Annotated in this window: 22 protein-coding genes and 1 pseudogene; 9 read left to right on the top strand and 14 right to left on the bottom strand. The window is 65.3% G+C overall.

The genetic code is table 11. The annotated features are described in order from the left end of the window. Nucleotides 1-248 (bottom strand): annotated as a pseudogene (locus ACPGXI_RS15240) (IS1380 family transposase); the annotation flags it as partial. Nucleotides 249-397: 149 nt separating this feature from the next. On the opposite strand from ACPGXI_RS15240, the gene ACPGXI_RS15245 reads away from it, so the two are divergent. The 4 genes from ACPGXI_RS15245 to ACPGXI_RS15260 all read left to right on the top strand — a co-directional run bounded on the left by ACPGXI_RS15245 (nucleotide 398) and on the right by ACPGXI_RS15260 (nucleotide 3,899). Further along, the gene (locus ACPGXI_RS15245; RefSeq protein WP_526654368.1) at nucleotides 398-1,162 is read left to right on the top strand and encodes a LamB/YcsF family protein; all 765 of its coding nucleotides are present in this window, start codon (nucleotides 398-400) and stop codon (nucleotides 1,160-1,162) included. Nucleotides 1,163-1,240: 78 nt separating this feature from the next. Further along, on the top strand, nucleotides 1,241-2,239 hold the full coding sequence (locus ACPGXI_RS15250) for a permease (protein ID WP_526654370.1): 999 nt from the start codon (nucleotides 1,241-1,243) through the stop codon (nucleotides 2,237-2,239). Further along, on the top strand, nucleotides 2,236-2,949 hold the full coding sequence (locus ACPGXI_RS15255; RefSeq protein ID WP_526654372.1) for a TIGR03943 family putative permease subunit: 714 nt from the start codon (nucleotides 2,236-2,238) through the stop codon (nucleotides 2,947-2,949). Before ACPGXI_RS15250 ends, ACPGXI_RS15255 begins: the two co-directional genes overlap by 4 nt. Before the next feature lie 35 nt (nucleotides 2,950-2,984). Next, a complete protein-coding gene (locus tag ACPGXI_RS15260; protein WP_526654374.1) occupies nucleotides 2,985-3,899 on the top strand; it encodes an MBL fold metallo-hydrolase in 915 nt (304 codons plus the stop codon). Between the two features lie 3 nt (nucleotides 3,900-3,902). Here the strand turns inward: ACPGXI_RS15260 and rlmB are convergent, their stop codons facing one another. Genes rlmB through carD form a run of 4 tightly spaced genes read right to left on the bottom strand, consistent with a single transcriptional unit; the run spans nucleotide 3,903 to nucleotide 7,338 of the window. Further along, the gene (gene rlmB / locus ACPGXI_RS15265) at nucleotides 3,903-4,844 is read right to left on the bottom strand and encodes a 23S rRNA (guanosine(2251)-2'-O)-methyltransferase RlmB (protein WP_526654376.1); all 942 of its coding nucleotides are present in this window, start codon (nucleotides 4,842-4,844) and stop codon (nucleotides 3,903-3,905) included. Next, complete coding sequence (gene cysS / locus ACPGXI_RS15270; RefSeq protein WP_526654378.1) at nucleotides 4,844-6,271, bottom strand: cysteine--tRNA ligase; 1,428 nt, start codon at nucleotides 6,269-6,271, stop codon at nucleotides 4,844-4,846. The genes rlmB and cysS overlap by 1 nt, the downstream gene beginning before the upstream one ends. Nucleotides 6,272-6,307: 36 nt before the next feature. Further along, complete coding sequence (ispF, locus tag ACPGXI_RS15275) at nucleotides 6,308-6,832, bottom strand: 2-C-methyl-D-erythritol 2,4-cyclodiphosphate synthase (protein WP_526654380.1); 525 nt, start codon at nucleotides 6,830-6,832, stop codon at nucleotides 6,308-6,310. Nucleotides 6,833-6,849: 17 nt separating this feature from the next. Further along, nucleotides 6,850-7,338, bottom strand: a complete 489-nt coding sequence (gene carD, locus ACPGXI_RS15280; protein WP_526654382.1) for an RNA polymerase-binding transcription factor CarD — start codon at nucleotides 7,336-7,338, stop codon at nucleotides 6,850-6,852. 340 nt (nucleotides 7,339-7,678) lie between these two features. Between carD and ACPGXI_RS15285 the strand changes: the two genes are divergently transcribed. Together ACPGXI_RS15285 and radA are read left to right on the top strand one after the other, a co-directional pair. Then, on the top strand, nucleotides 7,679-8,284 hold the full coding sequence (locus ACPGXI_RS15285; RefSeq protein ID WP_526654384.1) for a copper chaperone PCu(A)C domain-containing protein: 606 nt from the start codon (nucleotides 7,679-7,681) through the stop codon (nucleotides 8,282-8,284). Nucleotides 8,285-8,366: 82 nt separating this feature from the next. Then, nucleotides 8,367-9,764, top strand: coding sequence for a DNA repair protein RadA (gene radA / locus ACPGXI_RS15290; RefSeq protein ID WP_526654386.1), 1,398 nt, complete (start codon nucleotides 8,367-8,369; stop codon nucleotides 9,762-9,764). Between the two features lie 39 nt (nucleotides 9,765-9,803). Here radA and ACPGXI_RS15295 read toward each other — a convergent pair whose 3' ends face one another. Together ACPGXI_RS15295 and ACPGXI_RS15300 are read right to left on the bottom strand one after the other, a co-directional pair. After that, the gene (locus tag ACPGXI_RS15295; RefSeq protein WP_526654388.1) at nucleotides 9,804-10,574 is read right to left on the bottom strand and encodes a hypothetical protein; all 771 of its coding nucleotides are present in this window, start codon (nucleotides 10,572-10,574) and stop codon (nucleotides 9,804-9,806) included. Between the two features lie 212 nt (nucleotides 10,575-10,786). Next, on the bottom strand, nucleotides 10,787-11,407 hold the full coding sequence (locus tag ACPGXI_RS15300; RefSeq protein ID WP_526654390.1) for a carbonic anhydrase: 621 nt from the start codon (nucleotides 11,405-11,407) through the stop codon (nucleotides 10,787-10,789). On the opposite strand from ACPGXI_RS15300, the gene ACPGXI_RS15305 reads away from it, so the two are divergent. Beyond that, complete coding sequence (locus ACPGXI_RS15305) at nucleotides 11,406-12,323, top strand: iron-sulfur binding domain-containing protein (RefSeq protein WP_526654392.1); 918 nt, start codon at nucleotides 11,406-11,408, stop codon at nucleotides 12,321-12,323. The two genes, ACPGXI_RS15300 and ACPGXI_RS15305, sit on opposite strands and share 2 nt — an antisense overlap. A gap of 108 nt (nucleotides 12,324-12,431) precedes the next feature. On the opposite strand, the gene ACPGXI_RS15310 is transcribed toward ACPGXI_RS15305, so the two are convergent. Further along, nucleotides 12,432-13,241 carry an alpha/beta fold hydrolase gene (locus ACPGXI_RS15310; protein ID WP_526654394.1) on the bottom strand — a complete coding sequence of 270 codons (810 nt, stop codon included), beginning with the start codon at nucleotides 13,239-13,241 and terminating at the stop codon, nucleotides 12,432-12,434. A gap of 39 nt (nucleotides 13,242-13,280) precedes the next feature. On the opposite strand from ACPGXI_RS15310, the gene mhuD reads away from it, so the two are divergent. Both mhuD and ACPGXI_RS15320 read left to right on the top strand, forming a co-directional pair. Then, complete coding sequence (gene mhuD / locus ACPGXI_RS15315; protein WP_526654396.1) at nucleotides 13,281-13,610, top strand: mycobilin-forming heme oxygenase MhuD; 330 nt, start codon at nucleotides 13,281-13,283, stop codon at nucleotides 13,608-13,610. Further along, nucleotides 13,585-14,949: a serine hydrolase gene (locus ACPGXI_RS15320; RefSeq protein ID WP_526654398.1), complete on the top strand. Its 1,365-nt coding sequence runs from the start codon at nucleotides 13,585-13,587 to the stop codon at nucleotides 14,947-14,949. Before mhuD ends, ACPGXI_RS15320 begins: the two co-directional genes overlap by 26 nt. An 82-nt stretch (nucleotides 14,950-15,031) precedes the next feature. Here the strand turns inward: ACPGXI_RS15320 and ACPGXI_RS15325 are convergent, their stop codons facing one another. The 6 genes from ACPGXI_RS15325 to lsr2 form a co-directional block, all read right to left on the bottom strand. Further along, a complete protein-coding gene (locus ACPGXI_RS15325) occupies nucleotides 15,032-15,277 on the bottom strand; it encodes a hypothetical protein (protein WP_526654400.1) in 246 nt (81 codons plus the stop codon). Between the two features lie 221 nt (nucleotides 15,278-15,498). Next, the gene (locus ACPGXI_RS15330) at nucleotides 15,499-16,050 is read right to left on the bottom strand and encodes a histidine phosphatase family protein (RefSeq protein ID WP_526654402.1); all 552 of its coding nucleotides are present in this window, start codon (nucleotides 16,048-16,050) and stop codon (nucleotides 15,499-15,501) included. A gap of 63 nt (nucleotides 16,051-16,113) precedes the next feature. Beyond that, on the bottom strand, nucleotides 16,114-16,914 hold the full coding sequence (locus tag ACPGXI_RS15335) for a CbtA family protein (protein WP_526654404.1): 801 nt from the start codon (nucleotides 16,912-16,914) through the stop codon (nucleotides 16,114-16,116). A 34-nt stretch (nucleotides 16,915-16,948) separates the two neighbouring features. Next, a complete protein-coding gene (locus ACPGXI_RS15340; RefSeq protein ID WP_526654406.1) occupies nucleotides 16,949-17,164 on the bottom strand; it encodes a CbtB domain-containing protein in 216 nt (71 codons plus the stop codon). Between the two features lie 241 nt (nucleotides 17,165-17,405). Further along, nucleotides 17,406-19,949: an ATP-dependent protease ATP-binding subunit ClpC gene (gene clpC1, locus ACPGXI_RS15345; protein ID WP_526654408.1), complete on the bottom strand. Its 2,544-nt coding sequence runs from the start codon at nucleotides 19,947-19,949 to the stop codon at nucleotides 17,406-17,408. A 380-nt stretch (nucleotides 19,950-20,329) separates the two neighbouring features. Next, nucleotides 20,330-20,671 carry a histone-like nucleoid-structuring protein Lsr2 gene (gene lsr2 / locus ACPGXI_RS15350; protein WP_526654410.1) on the bottom strand — a complete coding sequence of 114 codons (342 nt, stop codon included), beginning with the start codon at nucleotides 20,669-20,671 and terminating at the stop codon, nucleotides 20,330-20,332. Nucleotides 20,672-20,682 lie beyond the last annotated feature (11 nt).

The raw sequence follows: 20,682 nt of genomic DNA on the forward strand, positions 1-20,682 counted from the left end.
CCGCACAGCTGCCCGACACCGTCGATGCAGTCCGCCCCGTCGGCCACCGCCGCAGCCAGATCGGCGAACACCGCACCCGGGGCATACACCCACGGGCCGCGGTAGGTGTCCGCCAAACCCGCTGTGACCTGCTCAGACAGCCCGGTCAGATCGGCCAGCTCCCGCACCAGCCCCATCCCCGCGTGCGACACCACCCCGTGCCCGTCGGCTGATACTTTGACCCGCTGGGAGACCGCGATATTCTTCACCTGCGAGGTGCCTTCCTGCTGGACGATTGAACCCTAGAGAAGTCCGATCATCCCCTGCAGGACAGGCACTTTCGCGTATCAACACCCAGCTACATCGACATTCCACGCAAAATCCGGGTTAACCTCGCAATACGGACTAGTCTTGGCCCATGCCCGGCGCATCCGTCGATCTGAACGCCGACCTCGGCGAGGGCTTCGGCGTCTGGACGCTGGGCGACGATGAGGCCATGCTCGACCTGGTGACAAGCGCGAACATCGCATGTGGTTTCCACGCCGGCGACGCCGCGACCCTGGCGCGCACCTGCCGTTCGGCCGCCGAGCGGGGCGTCCGCATCGGGGCACAGGTGAGCTACCGCGACCTCGCGGGCTTTGGACGGCGATTCATCGACGTCCCGCCGGACGAGTTGACCGCCGACGTCATTTATCAGATCGGCGCCCTCCAAGCCCTCGCACAGGTTGCCGACTCAACGCTGAGCTACGTAAAACCCCATGGCGCACTGTATAATTCGATCGTCGAGCACAGAGACCAAGCACGGGCTGTGGCCGCGGCGGTGCACGCGGTGGACCCCGGGCTCGCGGTACTGGGGTTGAACGGGTCCGTATTCTTTTCGGAAGCACGACGCCTGGGCCTGACCACCGTGCCGGAGGCTTTCGCCGACCGCGCTTACCGCCCGGATGGCCAGTTGGTGTCCCGACGGGAACCCAACGCGGTACTGCGCGACCCCGATGAGATCGCCGACCGGGTGATGTCGATGGTCACCGCGGGGCGGGTGACTGCCATCGACGGATCGACGGTACCCATCGCCGTCGAATCCATATGTGTGCACGGTGATTCACCTGGGGCCGTGCAGATTGCGTGCGCTGTGCGAAATCGCCTGACCGCCGAGGGCGTGCACCTCGAGCCGTTCAGCTAGCGACCTCAAGGCCCTCCTGGGGATCAGCGCGGAGTGACCGCGCCGTCACCAAGCGACATCGACTCGGCGGCTGGCACAATGGCCGCCGTGGCCGTCCAGACAACCCCAACGCGCATGCGTATCGGCTCCATGCAGGTGTTCGTTGCCGCGATCGTCGGGTTGGCGCTGGCAGGCGGGACGCTGCGGAGCTTGGTTGCGGGCACGCCGGACGTGGCGACTGCCGCAACAGTGTTCTGCGGGATTTTCGTGCAGGCATTGCCGTTCTTGGCTCTCGGCGTTTTGGTCAGCGGCGCGGTAGCGGCCCTGGTGACTCCCGACCGGTTGGCTCGCTGGTTGCCCCGCCGGCCCACGGTTGCGATCCTGGCCGCCGGCGTTAGTGGAGCGGCGCTGCCGGGCTGCGAGTGCGGTTCGGTGCCGATCGCCCGCCGGTTGTTCGGCGCGGGCACGGTGGGTGCTGCGGCTCTGACGTTCATGCTCGCCGCACCAGCCATCAATCCCATCGTGCTGGTATCGACCGCGGTGGCGTTTCCCGGCGAACCCATGATGGTGGTTGCCCGGTGCGTGGCGTCACTGCTGACCGCGCTTGTCATGGGCGGCCTGTGGGCGCGCTTCGGCCAGAATAAGTGGATCACTCGTCAGGTCCCGCGGTCCCACGATCATGATGGATCTCGCTGGACGGTGTTTACCGAGGCGGCCCGGCACGACTTCTTGCAGGCCGCGTCTTATCTCGTTATCGGCGCGGCGGCTGCCGCCGCTCTGCACATCCTTGTGCCGCAATGGATGTTCGATCATCTTGCCGGCCAGCTGTTACTCGGTATTGCGGTGATGGCACTGCTCGCTGTGATCTTGGCGCTGTGCTCGGAGGCCGACGCCTTCGTCGCGGCCAGCCTGTCGATGCTACCGCTGGTTCCGCGACTGGTATTCCTGGTCGTCGGGCCCGCCATCGACATCAAACTGTTCGCCATGCAGGTGGGCATGTTCGGCCGCGCGTTCGCCGTCCGGTTCGCCCCGATCACCTTCCTCGTCGCCACTGTCGTCGCCACTGGTGTCGGACTGTTGTTGGTGGGCAACCGGTGAGCCGCGAAACCGAGAACGCTCTGCTGTTGTTGGTCGGGGTCTGCACGATCATCATCACGGTTACCGGGGCCTACACGCGCTATGTCAAGCCGTCACTACAGCCGTGGCTGGTGGCATCGGCAGTTGTTCTGATCGCGTTGGCGTTGGTGGCAATCGCCCGCGACATCCGGCGCGGAACCGGTCAGCGCTCCGAGGACGGACATAATCACCATTCGGGGGTGCTCTGGCTGCTTATCGTGCCCATTGCGCTGTTGGGCTTCGTGGTTCCACCAGCGCTCGGGTCGCATTCCTCCATCCGCACCGTCACCGAGGTCTCGACCGACGTTCTGCGTCGGCCCTACCCTCCTTTGCCGGACGAACGGGCGCCGGAAATCTCTTTGCCCGAGTTGCTCGTGCGCAATGCGCGGGATTCGAACCGGTCCTTGGACAATCGGCTGGTCAGCGTCACCGGATTCACCATAAGGGACGGTGACCAGACCTATCTGGGCCGAATCGTTATTCTGTGCTGCGCAGCCGACGGCCAGTTGGCACGCATCCGGCTCGAAGGTCCGGCCGAGGATGCGGTCGCGCAACTACCGGAGGGAGCGTGGGTGCGACTTGAAGGGAAAGTCCCAGCCGGCCAAGTCGATTCGAGCCTCAAAACCGTACCCGTCATGAGAGTCGAGTCGGCCGAGCAGATCGAACAACCTGCGAACACCTACGTCTATTGAGTTTTAGCAGCACCCGTCAGGCTTAGGGTGGCATCATGCGCCTTAAGACCGGCCGACCTGATCTGGCTGCCTACGCCGCTCGGTTCGACGTCCCTCCCGCATCGCCGGCGACCCCGGTCTCGATCGCGTGGGGCGGCGTGACGACGCTGCTGATCGACGATGGCCACTCGGCGCTGTTGACCGACGGATTCTTCTCCCGGCCAGGCTTTTCCACTGTTGCCGCACGCCCACTGGCGTCATCGCGTCCGCGTATCGATGCCGGACTCTCACAACTCGGGGTCACCCGACTGGAAGCCGTGGTTCCGCTGCATACCCACTATGACCACGCGATGGACTCCGCAACGGTCGCCGAGTTGACCAGTGCCCGTCTGATCGGCGGGGCGTCAGCGGCTCTGATCGGGCGCGGCCACGGACTCGACCGCGTCGACACGGTGGAATCCGGCGAACACATCACCGCTGGCAACTACGACATCACGTTGATCGAAGGCAGCCACTGCCCGCCGGATCGTTTTCCCGGCCCCGTCACCGCACCGGTCATCCCCCCGGCCAGGGCATCGGCGTACAAGTGCGGCGAGGCGTGGTCCATGCTCGTGGGCCACCGTCCGAGCGGCCGGCAACTGTTGATCGTCGGCAGCGCCGGATTCGTGCCGGGCGCGCTGGCCGGCCGGAGCGCGGACGTCGCCTATCTCGGCGTCGGCCAACTCGGGCTGCAGTCGCCGAGCTACATCGCCGAATACTGGAGAGAGACCGCCCGGACGGTCGGTGCGCGCCGGGTGGTACTGACCCACTGGGACGACTTCTTCCGCCCACTGGACAAGCCACTGCGCGCGTTGCCATATGCAGGCGACGACCTGGACGTCTCGATGCGAGAACTGACCCAGCTCGCCGCCGACGACGGTGTCGAACTGCACCTCCCCACGCTCTGGCGGCGCACCGATCCGTGGAGCTGACTTCTAAGTCCTTCGCTGGCGGGCGATTTCGGCAAGCACGACACCGGCCGCAACAGAGGCGTTGAGCGACTCGGTCGGACCGGCCATCGGGATGGACACCACAGCATCACAGTTCTCCCGGACCAACCGAGACAAGCCCTTGCCCTCCGAACCGACGACGACGACGATCGGCCCTTTACCGTCGAGTTCGTCGACCGCGGTGCCGCCATCGGCGTCAAGTCCGACGATCTGCAGCCCAGATTCGGCCCACTGCTTGAGAGTTCGGTTGAGATTCGTCGCCCGCCCCACTGGTACCCGCGCCGCAGCCCCAGCACTGGTGCGCCATGCCACCGCGGTCACCGATGCGGATCTACGCTGCGGGATGAGCACTCCGTGGCCGCCGAACGCTGCGACCGAGCGGACGATGGCGCCAAGATTGCGCGGGTCGGAGATGTTGTCCAACGCCACCAGCAGCGGTGGTTCCGCATCAGCTTTGGCGTCGGCGAGCAGATCGTCGGGGTGCGCATAGTCGTAGGGGGGTACCTGCAGCGCCAGTCCCTGGTGCATGCCGTTGGCCGCGATCCGATCCAGATCGTGGCGCACCACTTCAAGAATCGATATCCCCTTGTCGGCGGCAATCTGCACGGCTTCGGTCAGCCGCTCGTCAGCGTCGGTTCCCAGCGCCACGTACAACGCGGTCGCAGGCGCTCCCGCCCGCAGACACTCCAACACCGGGTTGCGGCCGAGGACGATCTCGGTGTCGTCGGTCTTCTTGGGCCTGCCCTGCCGCTGGCGGGCAGCCTTGGCGGCGCGCTTGGCCGCGGGATGGTTCGGTCGCTGACGGGCGGCCGGTGTCGCGCCTCTGCCTTCCAGACCGCGACGACGAACACCGCCTGAGCCGACGGTCGGCCCCTTTTTGGTGCCCGACTTACGGGTCGCTCCTCGCCGTTGGGAATTGCCCGCCATTAATTGTCCGTCCCGTCCAGCAGTGACCATTGGGGCCCGTCAGAGGTGTCGGTGACCTCGATGCCCGCCTCTTTGAGCCGGTCGCGGATCGCGTCGGCTTCTGCCCAATCATGGCTTGCCCTGGCATCCGCACGCCGACGAACCTCCGCCTGCACGAGCACGTCGACCGCGGCCAAAGCGGCCGAGGTCTCGTCGCGCGACTCCCAGCGTTCGTCCAGCGGGTCTGCACCGAGGATCCCCATCATCGCCCGGATCGACATCGCCTGGGCCAACGCCGTCTCGTGATCCCCCGCGTCGAGCGCTCGGTTGCCTTCTGCGCGGGCAGCATGAATCTCAGATAGCGCGACCGGCACCGCGAGATCGTCATCGAGCGCAGCGCCGAATTTGGGAGTCCATTGGCCTGGCACGACCGCACCTACGCGACCGCGCACCCGGTGGAGGAAATCCTCGATCCCGGTATAGGCCCTCGCCGCATCCTGCAGCGCGTTTTCGGAGAACTCCAACATCGACCGGTAGTGCGCACTACCCAGGTAGTAGCGCAGTTCAGGTGCGCGAACCCGTTGCAGCACAGCGGGTACCGCCAAGACGTTGCCCAAGGATTTACTCATCTTCTCGCCACCCATGGTGACCCAGCCGTTGTGCAGCCAGAACCGGGCGAAACCATCCCCGGCAGCTTCAGCCTGGGCGATCTCATTCTCGTGATGCGGGAAGACCAGGTCCATTCCGCCAGCGTGGATGTCGAACTCCGTACCGAGATATTCCTGGCACATTGCTACGCATTCGGTGTGCCAACCCGGACGCCCACGGCCCCACGGAGTCGGCCACGACGGTTCGCCCGGTTTGGCTCCTTTCCACAACGTGAAGTCGCGCTGATCCCGTTTTCCGGTCGCGACGCCCTCCCCCTGATGGACATCGTCGGGTCTGTGTCCGGAGAGCTTGCCGTAATCGGGCAGCGTCCCGACGTCGAAGTAGACGTCCCCGTTGCCTTCCGCTGCGGCACAGTAAGCGTGGCCCCGGTCGATCAGGTCGCCGATCAGTTCGACCATCTGAGTGATGTGACCGGTCGCCCTCGGTTCGGCCGACGGCGGGAGGACACCGAGAGCGTCGTAGGCGGCTGCGAATGCCCGCTCGTAGGTCGCCGCCCACTCCCACCACGGGCGTCCAGCGTCGGCGGCCTTGTGCAGGATCTTGTCGTCGATGTCTGTGACGTTGCGAATGAACGCTACGTCGAAACCCTTGGCGATCAGCCAGCGGCGGAGGACGTCGAAGGCGACGCCGCTGCGTACATGGCCGATGTGCGGCAGACCCTGCACGGTCGCACCGCACAGATAGATCGAGACGTGGCCGGGCCGGAGCGGCGCGAAATCGCGCACAGCACCAGACAACGTGTCATAGAGCCGCAGCACGGGTGCGGGACGTTCGGTCACGACGGGCCAGCTTACCGGCCTATGCAGGCCTGTTCGTCATTCATCGACCACGTGGCTGGTGGTCGCCGCCTCGCCAAGGCGCTCGTCGGTGATCAACAGGGCCGTGGCCAGGGCCGCCAGGCCCTCTCCCCGTCCGGTCAGACCGAGGCCGTCGGTGGTGGTCGCCGACACTGACACCGGCGCTTCCAGCAGTTCGGAGAGCAGTTGCTGGGCCTCGCCACGACGCGCGGCGATCTTCGGACGATTACCGATGACCTGAACCGCGGCATTGCCCACTCGCAGCCCGGCGCCGAGCAGCAGCGAGTGGACGTGCCGGAGCATGTCAGCGCCGCTGGCCCCCCGCCATTCGGGACGGTCGGTTCCGAACACTTCGCCGATGTCGCCCATACCCGCGGCCGACAGCAGCGCGTCACAGAGAGCATGCGCCGCCACGTCGCCGTCTGAATGACCGGCGCAACCGTCATCACCGTCGAACAGCAGGCACAGCAGCCAGCAGGGACGCCCGAGTTCAAATGGATGTACGTCGGTGCCGACCCCAACTCTCGGCGAGTGCCCATGCATCGCCGGCATCCCGAAGCTCAGGAGGCGGCGGCGAGTGCCTCGTCGAGGATGGTCGCGGCCTTCTCGTCGTCGGTGTTCTCGGCGAGTGCCAGCTCACCCACCAGGATCTGCCGCGCTTTGGCCAGCATCCGCTTCTCACCGGCAGACAGCCCGCGCTCCTGGTCCCGACGCCAGAGATCACGTACGACCTCGGCGACCTTGTTCACGTCGCCGGAGGCCAACTTTTCCAGATTGGCTTTGTACCGTCGTGACCAGTTGGTGGGCTCTTCGGTATGCGGGGCGCGTAGCACCTGAAAGACCTTGTCAAGGCCTTCCCGCCCGACGACATCGCGCACACCCACATATTCGGCATTGTCGGCAGGTACCCGGACGGTGAGATCTCCCTGAGCGACCTTCAGGACCAGATACTCCCTCTGTTCGCCCTTGATAGTCCGGGTTTCGATCGCTTCGATCAACGCAGCACCATGGTGTGGATACACGACGGTGTCTCCGACCTTAAAAATCATCAGTTACGAGCCCCTTTCACCCCTCAATGTTAACACGGGCCGTTATCGGGGGTGGATCAACGATGCAGGTCAGGGGCACAGCGGGAAGATACTAGGGGTTGACAGACCGGCGAATCCGTGCAACGCGCGCAATGCTTTCCCGCCGCCGGACAGTCACTGTGCGGCCGTCGGCGACCTCTGGAATAGGCCGTCGGCGACCTCTGGAATAGGCAGTCGGCAAAACGCATCGCCCCTGCGCTACCGCGTGCATTCGGCAGCTACTACTCTGCATAGTTGAACCGCCGGAACCGCAGTGGCCCCGGCGCGCCACGTCGCCTAGTCGGCCGAGCAGGAGGCCCCAGTGAACCCCTTCAAACGGCGCACTAGCGCAACCGGCCGGTCCATACCCGCCGTTCTGGCCGCGGGTGGGTTTGCCGCGGCCGTCGCGCTGACCGGTTGCGGCGCCGGCCAGGTCTCCCAGACCGCCACTCAGGAACCAGCGATTAACGGCACCAGCGGCTACGCGGGTGAGATCACGCTGCGCAACATCCACCTGCGCGCCGATCAGACATCCGATTACATCCAGCCGGGGCGCGACATCGAGTTGATCTTCACCGCCGCCAACAACTCGCCCAACATGGACGACAAGCTTCTCTCGATCACCTCCGACGTCGGCAAAGTGACGGTGACGGGCGACGCCGCCCTACCCGCCACCGGTGTGTTGGTGGTCGGTACTCCCGACGGCCAGCCCACGCCGCTGGAGGGTATCGAGGTGGCAGACTCCGCCGAGGCCATGGTGGCGCTGTCGAAGCCCATCACCAACGGCCTGACCTACGACTTCACGTTTACCTTCGCGAACGCCGGCGAGACCACCGTCACCGTGCCAGTCTCGGCCGGTGAGGCTCCCCGCCGGGACGCAGCCGCAGATGCCGGGGATTCGGCCGGTCACTCGGGCGGCGGCCATTGAGCCGCATCTGGTGAGCTGCATCCGTACGAGACACGGCGTTCATCGCTGAGCTTCTGTCGGTGCTGCCGGTTACGGTCACCCAGTGACCCGCGCCGGTTCGAAAACACGTTCGCAGTACCGCTGCTCGGAATGCCAGCACGTCGCGGCCAAGTGGGTCGGCCGTTGTCCGGACTGTGGCACCTGGGGCACGGTCAACGAAGTCGTCGTGAGGGCGGCGGCCGCTTCGGCAACCCGGCGCGCGGTCGCACCGGCAGCTCCCGCCGTGCCGATCAGCTCGATCGACCCCGGGGCCACCCGTCACTTTCACACCGGCGTGAGCGAACTGGACCGGGTGCTCGGCGGAGGCTTGGTCCCCGGATCGGTCACGCTGATGGCTGGGGATCCCGGTGTCGGCAAGTCGACCCTGCTGCTCGAGGTGGCCCACCGCTGGGCTCAAACGGGCCGGAAAGCACTGTATCTGTCCGGGGAGGAGTCGGCGGGCCAGATTCGACTGCGGGCCGAACGTACCGGGTGCACCCACGATGGGGTCTACCTGGCTGCCGAATCGGACCTGGACATCGCACTCGGTCACATCGAAGCCGTACAGCCCACCCTCGTCATCGTTGACTCCGTGCAGACGATGTCCACCGCTGAGGTCGACGGCGTTACCGGAGGTGTCACCCAGGTTCGGGCAGTGACGGCCGCTCTGACGGGGATGGCCAAGACGTCGTCGTCTCCTGCGGTGGCGGTACTCCTCGTCGGGCACGTCACCAAGGACGGTGCCATCGCCGGGCCCCGCTCACTTGAACATCTGGTCGATGTCGTGCTGCACTTCGAGGGCGATCGCACGTCGTCACTGCGCATGGTGCGCGGCGTCAAGAACCGATTCGGCGCAGCTGACGAAGTCGGATGTTTTCTATTGCACGACAACGGCATCGAATGCGTCTCGGACCCCTCCGGCCTCTTTCTCGATCAGCGGCCCAAGGCGGTGTCAGGCACCGCCGTCACGGTCACGCTCGACGGCAAACGACCGATGATCGGCGAGGTGCAGGCGCTGATCGGCTCGCCCGCGAGCGGAAGCCCCCGGCGGGCGGTCAGCGGCATCGACTCCTCGCGCGCGGCGATGATCACCGCGGTGCTGGAGAAGCGTGCGAAGTTGCCCGTCGGAACAAACGACATTTACCTCTCTACGGTCGGAGGTATGCGCCTGACCGATCCGTCGTCGGACCTCGCCGTGGCGCTCGCGATCGCTTCGGCATCCGTCGACCTGGCGATGCCCACGACGGCGGTGGCAATCGGTGAGGTCGGCTTGGCCGGGGATCTGCGGCGGGTGGCCGGGATGGACCGCCGACTTGCCGAAGCTGCCCGGCTCGGCTTCAAGTGCGCCGTGGTACCTGCGGGCGTAACCGCCCCGCCACCCGGAATGCGGGTGGTGTCAGCCGACGACATCACCGCGGCATTGAGGGTGCTGCGAAGCATCAGTCAGAATGACGACAACTAACCCAGGTCCGCAGCAGATTTGCGGGTCGACGAGGACCTGTCAGCCGATCGGGCCCGGCACCGGCATATGCGGGGCACCGTCCACGGGTGCTTGCTGAGCGGCGGGCTGCGCCAACATGAACGGCACGGTGGCAGAGCGCAGGTTGCCCAACTGAACGACCAGGTTATAGGTGCCCGGGCCGATGGGCTGTCGCGGCAACGGGCAGTTGGGGGCCGAGCCCATCCCGGTCCATGTCACTTCGGTCGTCACCTGCTCGCCGGGCTGGAACGTCCTGATCAACGTTTCGTTGGATGGTGCGCAATCCAGGTTCGACCACAGCCGCTGGTTGTCCAGGGAGTACACATACGCCGCTAGAACCGCGGCTCCCACGTCCCGCTGGCAGGCGACCAGACCGATGTTGGTCACGACCATGGTGAACTTGGGCTGATCGCCGATAACGTACTGCGGCACATTGGTGATGCCCTTGACCGCGAGCGCCGAATCGGGGCAGTCGTCCCCCTCCTGGAGGATCGGCGGCGGCACCACCGCAGCCGTCGGAGTCGCGGGCGACTGCAGGGCATCCTGCGCCGGCGGCTGGATCGGCGAGTTGACATCGGGGTTCTCCCCCGGCAACGCATTCGGGCCCGCCGCATCGGCGGGCGCCGACGACTCGTTCGCCGTCGGCTGCTCGGAACTGGTGCTGTTCATCACGACCACCGCGACGATGGCAGCGATCACACCGATGACGAGCACGGCGATGCCGAGCGCCAACGCCCTGCGTCGCCAGTAAATCTGGGTGGGCAGCGGGCCATGCGGTTCTAGATCCAGCACAACATCACGGTAAGGCCAGGTCACGCGACCTTGCCCGAGGTTGCCCGGCGTGTCGCCGATGTGGGGGCACCTGCCGCTTGCGGGGGACGCTTGCGCCAGGAGTGGAAAACCCGATGAGGGGTTGGCCGAACAGCAGAAACCCGATGCGGGCCTTCGGCAAAACCAGCGCGCAATCGGCGCGGAAAGTCAGCCCGAAAAGTGGACAGGACCAGTCAGAACTCGCCGATCTCGCCGATATGGTCGCGCAGACACGCTTGGCCGTCGGCCAGGTGATAAGTCAGCCCGACGATAGCCAGGTCGCCCGCTTCGACCGCTTCTGAGATCGCCGTCGACCTGCTCAGCAGCTGCACGCCGGTCTCGGTGACGTGCCTGGCCTCGAACTCGTCAACGCGACTGAGCCCATCGCGGCGACCGACCAGAATGGAGGGCATTACCCGTTCCACTACATCGCGCACGAAGCCCTCCGGCAGCACCCCGTCGTCGAGCGCCGACAACGTCGCTTGCACCGCACCGCAGCTATCGTGCCCGAGGATCGCGATCAACGGCACCTTCAGGACGGTGACGGCGTACTCGATCGAGCCGAGCACCGCCCCGTCGATGACGTGTCCCGCGGTGCGAACCACGAACATGTCGCCGAGGCCCTGATCGAAGATGATCTCAGCTGCCACCCGGCTGTCAGCACAACCGAACAGCACCGCGGCGGGCGTCTGCGCCTCGGCGAGGCGGGCTCGGTGCTCGATGCTCTGGCTGGGATGTTCCGGTTTGCCGGCAACGAAGCGCTCGTTACCCTCCTTGAGTGCTTTCCACGCCATCGCCGGGCTCGTATTGGGCATGGACGACATTGTGCCCGAGCCGTCGTCGATGATCTACGCCGATGAGCTACTGGCCTGGTATGCACGCGAACAGCGCGACTTACCGTGGCGGCGTCCCGGCGTCTCGGCCTGGCAGATACTGGTCAGCGAAGTCATGCTGCAGCAGACGCCCGTCGCGCGGGTAGAACCCATCTGGCTGGAGTGGATCGCACGTTGGCCCACCCCGTCGGTGACCGCGGCGGCCAGTGCGGCCGACGTCGTGCGGGCATGGGGGAAGCTCGGCTATCCGCGGCGGGCCAAACGCCTGCATGAATGCGCGATGGTTATCGCCACCGAGCACGGCGACGTGGTGCCCGAAGATGTCGCAACCCTGTTGTCACTTCCCGGCGTGGGAACCTACACCGCACGCGCCGTGGCCTGCTTCGCCTACCGGCAGTCTGTTCCCGTCGTCGACACCAACGTTCGGCGCGTGGTTGCTCGCGCAGTTCACGGCCGCGCGGATGCGGCTTCGCCGGCGGCCCGAGACCTCGATGATGTCGCGGCCCTGCTGCCCGGCGACGCGAGCGCGCCCCAGTTCTCGGTCGCGCTAATGGAGTTGGGCGCGACGGTGTGCACCGCACGCGCGCCGCGGTGCGGTGTGTGTCCGCTGCGCAACTGCAATTGGCGGTCGCACGGCTTCCCGGAAAGTACCCGCCCACCGCGCCGGACGCAGCGATATGCAGGCACCGATCGTCAGGTGCGAGGTCGGCTGCTCGATGTGTTGCGCGGCAGTGCTTTTCCCGTCAGCCGGGTGGAACTCGACCTCGCGTGGACGACGGACAACGTGCAGCGAGACCGGGCGCTGGATTCGCTGCTCGTGGATGGTTTGGTGGAGCAGACGGCGGACGGCCGATTCGCGCTTTGTGGCGAAGGCGACGATGCAGGCCCCCAGGCCTGAGGAGGAGCCGAGCAGACAAACCCGAAGGCGACGATGCAGGTGGACGACGGTGCAGGTGGACGACGGTGCAGGTGGACGACGATGCAGGTGGATACAACACCGCTGAGCTCAGGCACCGCCGCCGAACTGCGATAGAAACGCCTCGACAGCTTCCCGATATGTTCCGGGCGCGTCATCGTGGATGAGATGGCCGGCCTCCGGCACGCGCAGATAGGTCGTCCGAAGCCCGGTGTCGGCCATGGTTCGCATCTGACCGGGCGGGGTGACCGAGTTTCCAGCTTCCATGACCAGGGTCGGCACCGCCACCGAATGCCATTGACTCCAGTAGTGGCGGGTTCCCCACTCTGCGGCAATCGCGATCCAGCGCGCCGGGTCGCCGTGCAGGCGCCAACCGGTCTCCGTGCGGTCGAACGCTTCGAGGAAGTACCGGCCCGCCACGGGGCCGAACTCGTCGTACACCTGCTGTGCTGTGCCAAATTGCACGGGCAGCGCGTGCAACCAGGGCTCCCACGGACCGGTGGTTCGTCCCCGAAAATCGGGAGCCATGTCTTCCACGACCACGGCGGCGACCATCTCGGGTCGCGCTGCGGCCAGGCACCAGGAGTGCAACGCACCCATCGAATGGCCGACCATGATCGCCGGCCTGCCCAGCTCCTCCACAGCATCGCCCAGGTCGGCCACGAAACGCTCCGTGGAGATCGGGAATCCGTCTGGCACGCCGCGGCCGCGATGCCACGGCGCGTCGTAGGTGAAGACCTCCCCCATCCGCGTGAGCCAGGGCAGTTGGCGCGACCAGGTAGTGCCTCGACCCATCAGCCCGTGCACCAGCACCACGGGCGGGCCGGCCCCGCCGCGACGGATCAGCAGATCACTTGCCTCCGAGCCGTGAATCGGGCTGGAGTACGGATCGGAATCCATGTTCTCATCATGCCGGTCGCACGCGGTAGCCTGAATACCATGCCCAGTCAAAACCCTGTGGTGAAGATCAATGCGATCGAGATCCCGCCCAGCGCCGGTCCGGAATTGGAGAAGCGGTTCGCCCACCGCGCACATGCCGTCGACAGCCAGCCCGGCTTTCTCGGTTTTCAGCTGTTGCGCCCGACCAAGGGCGAGGACCGCTACTTTGTGGTGACCCAGTGGGAGTCCGAAGAAGCATTTCAGGCGTGGGTGACCGGACCCGCAGCCGAGGCCCATGCCGGCGAGCGCGCCAACCCGGTCGCCACCGGTGCGTCGTTGCTGGAGTTCGAAGTTGTACTTGACGTTGCGGGATCCAACGCTCCGGCGTAAGGCAGCCCAGGCCCTACGGCGAGCGACCAAGCTGACGGTCGGGCTCGTCCTCGTCGCCACCCTGGCCTGCGGATGTGCCACGACCCGTCCTGCGCCGTCCGAGTCTGCCTACGGCGCGCCCATCCAGATCAACACACCACAGGGCCTGCGCGCCAAGCAGACCATGGACATGCTCAACAGCGACTGGCCGATCGGCCCGGTCGGTATCCGCACTCTGGCCGCCCCTCAGCTAGTCGAGCACGTGGGAGTCACGCTGGACAGGATGTGGTGGGACCGGCCATTCACCGTTACCGACATCGACGTCGGGGCCGGGCACGCCACACTTGATGTGCTCACTTCCTACGGAGTGGCGCAGACCATCGAGCTGCACACCGACGATGCGGGCATGGTCGACCGCTTCCAGGTGGAGCTCGACCCGCCGGTGATCGAGAACTGGGAAGACATCGACGCCCAATTGACCAAGTCCGGCGCGCGCTACTCCTACCAGATCGCGAAGGTCACCGACGGCCAGTGCATCAAGGTCGCGGGCACCAACACCGACATGTCCCTGCCACTAGCGTCGATTTTCAAACTGTATGTGCTGCTTGGAGTTGCGCATGCGGTCAGCGCGGGCACGGTGGACTGGACCGACATGCTGACCATCACCGAGGAAGCCAAGGCCGTCGGCTCCTCGGGCTTCGATGCGCTGGCGCCGGGCGCCCAAGTCTCAGTACGCGATGCCGCCCAGCAGATGATCTCGGCAAGCGACAACATGGCGACCGATCTGCTGATCGCCCGACTGGGGCCGGGCGCCATCGAGCGTGCGCTGGTGGCCGCCGGCCACCACGACCCCGCGAGCATGACGCCGTTTCCGACCATGCACGAACTGTTCTCGGTGGGCTGGGGCAAGCCGGATCTTCGCGACGAGTGGAAGCAGGCCTCGCCGCAAGGGCGTGTTCAGCTGCTTCAGCAGACGAACTCCCGGCCCTACGAACCGGATCCGAAGCGCACCCACACTCCGGCGTCGGATATCGGCGCCGAGTGGTATGGCAGCGCCGCCGATATCTGCCGTTTGCATGCCGCCCTCCAGACCGCTGCGGTGGGCGAGGCCGCGCCGGTGAGGGACATCCTGTCCGCCGTCGCTGGCATCGATCTCGACCGGACCCAGTGGCCCTACATCGGGGCCAAAGCCGGCAACCTGCCCGGTGACCTGACCTTCAGCTGGTATGCCGTTGACCGCAACGAGCAGCCGTGGGTAGTAAGTCTGCAAGCGAACTGGCCGCAGTTTCGCAGCCAGACCGCGGCCGGCTGGCTGATGTCGATCGTGACCCAAGCCTTCGACCTGATCCCGACCGCCTGAATCAGCGTGCAGACCGCAGGGTCCATACGCGCCCTGGGAAGTGCGTGACCGCTCCCAGTTCACTGCGGCGTGTGGATGTGGCTCAGTGGCCGCCAACAATGCCCGCGCCATAAGGGCCGGTGTACTGCGCGCTCGTATCCGGATTGGGCGCAGTAACGATCGACGCATCACCGGGGCTCTGGCAAACGGAGGTATTGGCCCCGTTGAGGTTGCAGCTCTGGTGAGGTGCGTTTGCCGGAGAGGCCATCGCCGCTCCCGCGCCAAACAAGCTGGAGCCGATCATGGCTGCACTGATGGTGGCAATCTTCCAGGTGGCGGGTCGTTTCACGATGTGCCCCTCTACTCTCGTTTGGTCATCCAAAGGATGGCTTCCTTCGTTGCCTTTGATTTTTCACCGACTGCATATGTGCGGCCTGAGAAACTGTCTAGAACAGGCCTTGCAAATCCCGTGTATGCAGCGTTGGGCCGCGCCCTCAGTTGACTAGACCGCGGCCGGCTGGCTGATGTCGATCGTGACTCAAGCCTTCGACCTGATCCCGACCGCCTGAATCAACGTGCAGACCGCAGGGTCCATACGTGCCCTCGGAAGTGCATGACCGTACGGCTGACCGGCGCCACGTCAATGCGCCAGAATGATTGCGGCGGCGCTTCCAGCACAACGAGGATCGCGGCACGAATGACGGCCGGGTGGGCAACCGCCAGGACCCGGCCGCGCTGTGAGGCCAGCGAATCCAGCCATCCGGCAACCCGCTCGACCAGCTCGACGACCGACTCGCCGCCGTGCGGCGCACTGGTCGGGTCCGTCAGCCAGATGGCCAATTCGGCGGGCGATACGCCGCCGAGCACATCACCGCGCCACCGGCCGCAATCCAGGTCCGCAAGCTGCGGCTCCACAGACGCCTGTAATCCGAGCAGTTCCGCCGTCTGCCGAGTGCGCGTCTCAGGTGCGCAGAACACCTGCTCGGTGCGTCCGAGTTCAGTTCCTGCCTCGATCTGTCGCCGACCCTTGGCGTTGACCGATTCATCGGTGGCAAATCGTCCGGCTGCCATCGCGTCTGTCATGGCGTGCGACACGAGGGTCAGTCGGACGACCTCACTCACCGTTGGGGTCCATGTAACTGGGGTCCATGTAACTGAGGTCCGGACAAATCACCCCGGGCATGCTCACATGGCAAGTGCGGGCTTCCGCTCCTCCAGCAACCGCGAGACCAGCGCGGCGAAAACCAGACCTATGGTGGCGTAGATGACGATCTGCGTCCCCAATGCGTACAACCGGAAGTCGTAGAGCACATCGGCCGGGAACCCCTCGTAGACGATGGTGCCGTCGGCGGCAACCAACGGACCGGGCGTCTCGTCGATGGTCGGCAGGACCAGCATCACCAACGTTAGGGCCACCACATAACCACCTGCTGCGGCCACCCCGGCATTCCAGGCGCCCCACCGCGCCGCCAACTGGCGACCGAGGTAGACCGCACCGATCAACAGCGCCGCCGACAACACAACCATCAACAGGTACAGCAGCGTACGCTGCTGGATCGTCTCGTCCAGGCTCAATGCCGGCGGGCTCGCCGGATACTTCAGCGTAGGAACGACGTAGAGGCTGAGGAGCATTCCGCCCGCGATGTAGAGCGACAGCAGTCGAGCCGAGATGTCACCGACCCGGCCGTAGGTCACCGCGAAGACGACCGCGAAGAGCGCTGCGATGGCCATGCTGAACAGCAGGACGCCCAGGCCCATTCCGATATTCATCTGGACGGCGCGAGTGAACCCGCCACCCTCCCCACCGTGGCTGTGTCCGTGCACGCCGGCGGCATGGTCTATGGCCTCGTGCGCAGAGCCGACACCCTCCTCATAGCCGATGGCCAGTTCGATCTGTGGCTCCACGAAAATTCGGGCGAACAGGAACGCGAGGATTCCGGCGGCGGCGCCGGCCAAAAGGCCACGCCAAATGATTTGTTTTTCCATATTGGTGTGCATTTCACTGATTCCTTGCCGGGTGTCAGTGGCAGGGAAAGCCGAGTAGGTGACGACCGTCGTGCAGGAATTCGTGGATGTAGGTGTTGTTCCCGAACACCGAGGTTGCCCCCTGGTCCATACCGACGAAATACAGCACCACCAGCGCCAGGAAAGCGGTCAGCGACAGCCATGCGGCCGCCTTTGCGCCCGACACGTCGAGTGCGCCCGCCTGTGTTTTGCCCACGTCAGGAGAAGTCATTCGAGTTCCTTTCTGGGATTTCGCGTCCCAGCCAGATGTGTGATGGCCATCAGGTCTGACTGTCTACAGTGGCGCGACCGTTCTGGAGTCTCACCAGATTCCGTTGACCATCAATTACCCCAGCATCCTAAGCCACGCCTGGTGGGGGTGCACCAGGACATCACGAAGCGGGCGGCCACCCGTTGGAATGGCCGCCCGCTGTCGTGGTCGGCTTGTTCGGCCGCCCGTTGTCGTGGTCGGCCTACTCGGCCGCACCCGGGGTAGCGGCGGCACTGGCCTCGGCCAGATCCGGTTCGACGCTCGCCGCAGGCCTGCGGCTGCCGACGAAGGTGAACGCCGCATCCTCGCCTGCACCCTCGCCGTCCCAGTTCTCGACGTCGACGGTTACGACCTGCCCGGGTCCTACCTCCTCGAAGAGGATCTTCTCCGAGAGTTGATCCTCGATCTCACGCTGGATGGTGCGGCGCAGCGGCCGCGCGCCGAGCACGGGGTCGAACCCGCGCTTCGCCAGCAACGCCTTGGCCTTGTCCGTCAACTCCATCGTCATGTCCTTGGCCTTGAGCTGCTGGGACACCCGGCCGATCATCAGATCGACCATCTTGATGATCTCGTCCCGGGTCAGCTGGTGGAACACGATGATGTCGTCGATGCGGTTGAGGAACTCCGGACGGAAGTGTTTCTTCAGCTCGTCGTTGACCTTCTGCTTCATCCGCTCGTAGTCGTTGACGCCACCGCCTTGGGTGAACCCGAGGCCGACCGCCTTGCTGATGTCAGAGGTGCCCAGGTTCGAGGTGAAAATCAGCACGGTGTTCTTGAAGTCGACCGTGCGCCCCTGACCGTCGGTGAGCCGACCGTCCTCGAGCACCTGTAACAGCGTGTTGTAGATCTCCTGGTGCGCCTTCTCGATCTCGTCGAACAACACGACGCTGAACGGTTTGCGACGCACCTTCTCGGTGAGTTGACCACCCTCCTCGTAGCCGACGTAGCCCGGAGGGGCTCCGAACAGCCGCGAGGCGGTGAACCGGTCGTGGAACTCGCCCATGTCGATCTGGATGAGGGCGTCGTCGTCGCCGAACAGGAAGTTGGCCAGCGCTTTGGAAAGCTCAGTCTTTCCCACACCGGACGGGCCGGCGAAGATGAACGAGCCCGAGGGACGCTTGGGGTCCTTCAGCCCCGCACGGGTGCGTCGGATCGCCTTCGATACCGCCTTGACGGCGTCCTCCTGGCCGATGATCCGTTTGTGCAGTTCGTCCTCCATGCGCAGCAGCCGAGTGGTCTCCTCCTCGGTCAGCTTGAACACGGGAATGCCGGTCCAGTTGCCGAGAACCTCCGCGATCTGCTCGTCATCGACTTCGGCTACCACATCGAGATCACCTGAACGCCATTGCTTCTCACGCTCGGCGCGCTGGGCCACCAATTGCTTTTCGCTGTCCCGGAGGCTGGCCGCCTTCTCGAAATCTTGCGCGTCGATCGCGGATTCCTTCTCCCGGCGCGCGTCGGCGATCTTCTCGTCGAAGTCGCGCAGGTCCGGCGGTGCGGTCATCCGGCGGATCCGCATCCGGGCACCGGCCTCGTCGATCAGGTCGATGGCCTTATCCGGTAGGAACCGGTCGTTGATGTACCGGTCCGCCAGTGTCGCCGCAGCAACGACGGCGCCGTCGGTGATCGACACCCGATGGTGGGCTTCGTAGCGGTCCCGCAGCCCCTTGAGGATCTCGATGGTGTGCTCGACTGTTGGCTCGCCCACCTGGACCGGCTGAAAGCGACGTTCCAGTGCTGCATCCTTCTCGATGTACTTGCGGTACTCGTCGAGGGTGGTAGCACCGATGGTCTGAAGTTCACCGCGTGCCAGCTTGGGCTTCAGGATCGACGCGGCATCGATCGCACCCTCAGCGGCGCCGGCCCCCACCAGCGTGTGCAGCTCGTCGATGAACAAAATGATGTCGCCGCGCGTGTTGATCTCCTTGAGCACCTTCTTGAGGCGTTCCTCGAAGTCACCGCGATACCGGCTGCCGGCGACCAGCGAACCGAGGTCGAGGGTGTAGAGCTGCTTGTCTTTGAGTGTCTCGGGAACATCACCGTGCACGATCGCCTGCGCAAGGCCCTCAACGACAGCGGTCTTGCCGACGCCCGGCTCGCCGATCAACACCGGGTTGTTCTTGGTGCGCCGGCTCAGCACCTGCATCACACGCTCGATTTCCTTCTCCCGGCCGATGACGGGGTCGAGCTTGCCCTCCATCGCCGCCGCGGTCAGGTTTCGGCCGAACTGGTCGAGCACCAACGAAGTGGAGGGGGAACCTGATTCTCCTCCCCTCCCGCCCGTTCCGGCTTCTGCGGTCTCCTTGCCCTGGTAGCCGCTCAGCAGCTGAATGACCTGCTGGCGCACTCGGGTCAGTTCGGCCCCCAGCTTGACCAGCACCTGGGCCGCCACACCCTCACCCTCACGAATCAACCCGAGGAGAATGTGCTCGGTCCCGATGTAGTTGTGGCCGAGTTGCAGCGCCTCACGCAGGCTCAGCTCAAGAACCTTCTTGGCGCGCGGAGTGAACGGAATGTGACCGGACGGCGCCTGCTGTCCCTGGCCGATGATCTCTTCAACCTGGCTGCGCACGCCCTCCAGTGAGATACCCAACGACTCGAGCGACTTGGCGGCGACGCCTTCCCCCTCATGGATAAGCCCCAACAGGATGTGCTCGGTGCCGATGTAGTTGTGGTTGAGCATCCTGGCTTCTTCTTGAGCCAACACGACAACCCGACGTGCGCGGTCGGTGAATCTTTCGAACATCCCTGGTTACCTGCTCTCCATCACATAGGTAGGTGCACAGCGCCTCGTACCAACTCCCGAAGACTTGCTAGAGCGCCGAACATTTGGCAAGACCTCGGTAGTGCCACGCACCTGCCGACCACTGTAGTAGGCGACGGCCCCGGGCGCCCCGCCTGGAGGCCCCGTCCGTAACCCGCTGGAAGGGACACCCTGCGCGACAACGGGCCAGTACCCGGCGCTGCCAGTAGCAACGCGACCAGGAGCAGATTCGTTTCCGAAACGGGCCCGCGAACAGTTCGCCACCAGCGAACGCCGAGTACCCAGTAATTTAGTGCGGGCGATCCCCGGCTGAGTTGCTGCCGGCTACATTGCTCGCTTGCTGCTTCTTAGGTTGCTGCTTCTTAGGTTGCTGCGTGGAACGCGTCGATAACATCGGCGGGAATCCTGCCCCGCGTGGACACATTGTGGCCGTTGCGGCGAGCCCAGTCCCTGATTGCCGCACTCTGTTCCCGGTCAATCGCTGCGCGACCCCGGCCGGCACCGACCGACCGGCCACGCCGACGGCCACCGACTCGACGACCGGTATCCACCCACTGCTTCAGATCCGCGCGAAGTTTCGCCGCGTTATTCGCTGAGAGATCGATCTCATAGCTCACCCCATCGAGCCCGAATTCGACCGTTTCATCGGCCGCGCCTTCGCCATCGAAATCGTCAACCAACGTGACGGTGACCTTCTTGGCCATTGCGTCTCTGC

This window comes from Mycobacterium sp., assembly GCF_049608025.1.
Taxonomy (GTDB): Bacteria; Actinomycetota; Actinomycetes; order Mycobacteriales; family Mycobacteriaceae; genus Mycobacterium.